Origin of the sequence: Nocardioides sp., assembly GCF_025964975.1 — a bacterium.
GTDB lineage: Bacteria > Actinomycetota > Actinomycetes > Propionibacteriales > Nocardioidaceae > Nocardioides.
This window is the reverse complement of record NZ_JAOPXV010000163.1, coordinates 1-4067: the sequence shown is the minus strand read 5'-3', so window position 1 is coordinate 4067 and position 4067 is coordinate 1. Positions and strand designations below refer to the sequence as shown.

General features: G+C 63.3%; 3 protein-coding genes and 2 pseudogenes. 2 read left to right on the top strand and 3 right to left on the bottom strand.

What is annotated here, in order from left to right; translation table 11 throughout:
• Positions 1–706 (bottom strand): hypothetical protein (locus tag JWN68_RS12510; protein ID WP_297739322.1); only part of this gene is annotated, 706 nt, incomplete at its 3' end.
• 305 nt (positions 707–1011) lie between these two features.
• Here JWN68_RS12510 and JWN68_RS12505 point away from each other — a divergent pair.
• Positions 1012–2493, top strand: a complete 1482-nt coding sequence (locus JWN68_RS12505; protein ID WP_297739320.1) for a PAS domain S-box protein — start codon at positions 1012–1014, stop codon at positions 2491–2493.
• On the opposite strand, the pseudogene JWN68_RS19350 reads toward JWN68_RS12505, so the two are convergent.
• Positions 2478–2714: pseudogene (locus tag JWN68_RS19350) on the bottom strand (hypothetical protein); the annotation flags it as partial. The gene JWN68_RS12505 and the pseudogene JWN68_RS19350 sit on opposite strands and share 16 nt — an antisense overlap.
• A gap of 24 nt (positions 2715–2738) precedes the next feature.
• Positions 2739–2861 carry a hypothetical protein gene (locus JWN68_RS12500; RefSeq protein WP_297739317.1) on the bottom strand — a complete coding sequence of 41 codons (123 nt, stop codon included), beginning with the start codon at positions 2859–2861 and terminating at the stop codon, positions 2739–2741.
• 772 nt (positions 2862–3633) lie between these two features.
• Here JWN68_RS12500 and JWN68_RS12495 point away from each other — a divergent pair.
• A pseudogene (locus JWN68_RS12495) lies at positions 3634–4067 on the top strand (transposase); the annotation flags it as partial.

Genomic DNA, 4067 nt, shown 5'->3' with positions numbered 1-4067 from the left:
CCTCCTGAGCAAGGCGCACAGTCGTCCAAGGCTCGCAGGGCATTTCTTCCATCAGCTCTATGGCCAGCGCGATGGCGTTGACGCTGCCGGGGGCGCTGGATGCGGTGATCAGTTGACTGTAGTTGTGCGGCTGTAGTAATAGGAGGCCGTCGATCAGTAGACCTTCCAGGTGGCAGCCGATGGACGGATGAGTGCTGATGTCTGTCGGCTGGTTGAGCTCGTGCTGGACGACTTGCAGAGCCGCACGCCAGGAACGGCCTAGGTCGCCATCTAGAGTCATCTGGAACTGCAAGTCGAGTGGCAGGCTGATGCTGCGACCAAGCAGATGCTCTAGTTCAGTCTCCAAGACATGCCCCGAAACCATTAGGCACAGTTGCGAGCTTTCGGCGGACCAGACTATTTCAGCGGGCGCGTTGGGTGGGAATACTCCACCTTGCCCCACGCCGATGGGCACTGGACGTCCGCGCCCTGTGCTAGACAGCGTGTGTCCGCTAATTGGGATGTTGACGTGGAAGTTCTCTGCTTCAGCGGTGATGAGGCGAGCAGATCGTCCGTATGACAGCTTGCCTACCGTCGTGCGACCGAGTCTCAGCGTCGTCAGTTCCATTCTGAGGGCGGTTGAGGACGACGTCAGATCGAGCGTGTTTGGAAGGTAAGTCTTCGCGACGATTTGCTCTGCGTGAGCAGGGTCGCTCGTGCGCAGCACGTTGGGGCGTGCCGTGTCGGCCGTGCGAACCTCTGGCCGGCAGATCACGTAGACGTCCTTTCATTGATGACGCTAGCGGTTGCGTCTGCGCCCCAGCGAAGACCAAAGCAAGCAACCGTGTCCGTTCAGCGCTGATTCCTATCCCATGAGTGCGCGGCCGCGCAGGGCTGGTGCAGCTCTAGGGCGTGTGACGAGACAATTCTATGCGCGGGAAGGGCACAGCGTCCCGTGTCCGAGCGCGTGGGCGCCCTTTCCCCCGGAGGCCCCACGCGCTTGGCACGTTCCGACGGTCATGATGAGGTGCAATGACGAGCCGTGCGCAAGAGATCCTCTGGGACAAACATGCGATTGACATGGCTGCTCACCTCATGCATGACGCCGTGGTGGTCTACGGCGAGGATGGGCGCATCGTCGCGGTCAACCAGCTGTTGCTCGCCGCTACGGGCTACGCCCGCGACGAGCTCATCGACCGGCATGCGTTGACTCTCATGCCCGAGGATTTGCGAGATGAGTTGGCACCCCGGATGGTTGCCTACCTGAACAATCCGGCCCCCCGGGGCTTCGGCCAAGGCCTCGACCTGGCGATCCGACGTAAGGACGGGACCACATATGACGCCGACGCTGCTAACACGCCTGTTCGTGGCCCCGACGGTCTGTTGGTCATGGTCGCGATCCGCGATGTCAAGGACCTGAGCCTCGACGAGATCCGCTTCCGCAGCCTTCTTGAGTCTGCTCCGGAAGCGACTCTCATCCTCAACTCCGAAGGTCGTATCATCCTGAGCAATGTCCACGCGGAGCAGTTGTTCGGCCTGGACCGCATCCAGATGTTTGACCAGACGCTGGACTTGCTCTTTCCCAGCCCCCACGCCCAACTACTCCTCGACGGAGTCCGTGCGTGTCACTGTGCTGGCCTGGCAGGCAGGACCATTCATCCGGCCTTCGAGGTCAAAGCAGTTCGCGCGAGTCGCGAGGTTCTGCCTGTGGAGGTCCAGGTCGCACCCCTTTCGACGACGCAGGGACTGCTACTCTGCGTTTCGGTCCGAGACGTCAGCGAACGCGAACGGTTGCAGTCCGAAGCCGATCGGATCAAGGATGGGTTCCTGGCGACAGTTTCCCATGAACTTCGGACTCCGCTCACCTCGATCTTGGGATACGCCGAACTTCTCGAGGATCTCGGACCGACCCAGCTTGGAGACCGCGCCCGCAAGTTCGTTCACATCATCACACGCAGCGCCCGGAGAGAACTCCGACTAGTCGACGACCTCCTCACCCTCGCGTGGATCGCCAATGGCACCCTCGGCGTCAACCCGCACTTGCTTGACCTGAAAAGCGTGGTCCAAGACGTCGTCGAGAACAATGAACCAGCAGCACTCGACGCAGCTGTCCTGATCACTGTCTTGTACGACGACACCGATGTCTACGTTCACGGTGATCGCGACCGGCTGAGTCAAGCTATCGACAACCTCCTCACCAACGCCCTCAAGTTCGCCCCGCCCGCTAGTGAAGTCCGCATCAAGCTCGGTAGCGATGCCGACATGGCCGCCCTCTCGATTTCCGACAACGGACCAGGCATTCCCGACGCTGACATAGCCCACGTCTTCGACCGGCTCTACCGCGGGGAGCACGCCGTCAACGCAGAAAAACCCGGCGCCGGACTTGGTCTGCCGATCGTCAAGGCAATCGTCGACGCCCATCACGGCAAGGTGAACCTGACCGCCACCCCCGGCGTTGGGACTTGTCTCGAGATCCGGTTACCCCTCGTCCCAAGAGATCACACGAAAGACTGAACGAAGCGAGAAACGAGCCAACCACGGTCGTGCGCGGGCGTTCTTGGCAGCGTTGGCGCCACGTCTGCTAGGTGGGCGACGGCCGCTCGGACGGCGTCTGCGTACGAAATCAACACCGCCACGCCTGCGTGAAGCTCGGCCACCTCCCAGAGTACGGCGCGCAACCGATCGTGCACCTTCACGACGGATCCCCCACCGGCCAGCGGGACGGCTGGGTCCGACCAGGCGTGCGCCTCCGCAGCCGCTCAGGACTCGTCATATCCGCGGCCCTCGAGCCAGCCGAGGTACTGCTCACGCAGGCGAGGGCCGAGCGCCGCCGGCGCCCCGGGGGACATGCCCACGACCTCCGCAGTCTCGACTGCGAGCACCAGTCGGTGAGGATGCGGGTGACGAGCCGGCCCGCCAGATTTTGCTGATCAGCGACGCTGCTCGAGCGGCCTGCTCGCGACCGAGCGATGTCAGGCTTGGGCGATAGGTTGTCCTTGGGTCAACCCCGATAGGTTCCAGGCCAATTGGGCCTGACCATGCTTTGGAACCTTGGAGGCGTCGAGGACGCCCGGTGGGTGGAGCGATCGGTAGCGCGCTAGCCAACGCGGGACTTCGAGTCTCGTTTGTCGAACTTGCGGCCGATCTACAGACCTGGTTGGGGCGGAACCGCGGCGAAGACCGGCTCCTCGCCAAGCCGTCGAAGCGGAACCTTCCCTGGTCCGACGCATACCTGCACGAGCGGGAGGGATGGGCAATGAGACGACCCGACGGTGCTGGCCGCTGATGGCCTTCTCGCCGCGCATCGACACCTCAATCTCGACAAGAGTCAGCCCGACCCCCAGGCGGCCGCTGATCGAATCGTTGCTTGGCACTCTGCCACCTGATCGGCACGCCGTGAAGGGGTAGCGATCGTCGCCCCGGCGAGCCGGACGTCGCGATGACCCGAGGTCGCGCGGACGTCAGCAAGACCCTCGCGGCAAACGCCTCAGTCGAGACACGCAGTTGCGTCCAGCAGAGTGTGGTACGGGTCACCGGTAAGGGTGTCGCTGTAGAAGTAGCGACAGCCACCGCGTGATCCTTCGAGTGATCTCCTACAACCGACTCGAAGAAGGACACGACGATGACCGTCAACCCCATATCGACCCTGCTCGTATGCTCGAGGAACAACTGGCTCAGGCGTCGCCTGATCTGTTGCGTGAGTTGCTCGGCACGTTCATCAACACGCTGCTCTCGGCTGAGGTCGACGCGGTCTGTGGCGCCGAGTACGCCGCTGTGACACCGGAGCGGGTCAACCGTCGCAACGGCTACCGGCACCGTGACTTCGACACCCGCGCCGGCACCCTGGACGTCGCGATCCCCAAGCGACGCCCACGTCGAGGAGTTCCGCACCCGCTCCTTGGCTGAGGCCGGACCGTTCACGTTCGTGGCTGCTGACGCGCTCGTCGTCAAGGTCCGCGAGGGTGGCCGCGTCGTGCCGGTCCACGCGCTCGTTGCCACGGGAGTCAACGCCGACGGGCACCGCGAGATCCTCGGCGTCCAGGTCACCACCAGCGAGGACGGCGCCGGCTGGTTGGCGTTCTTCCGCG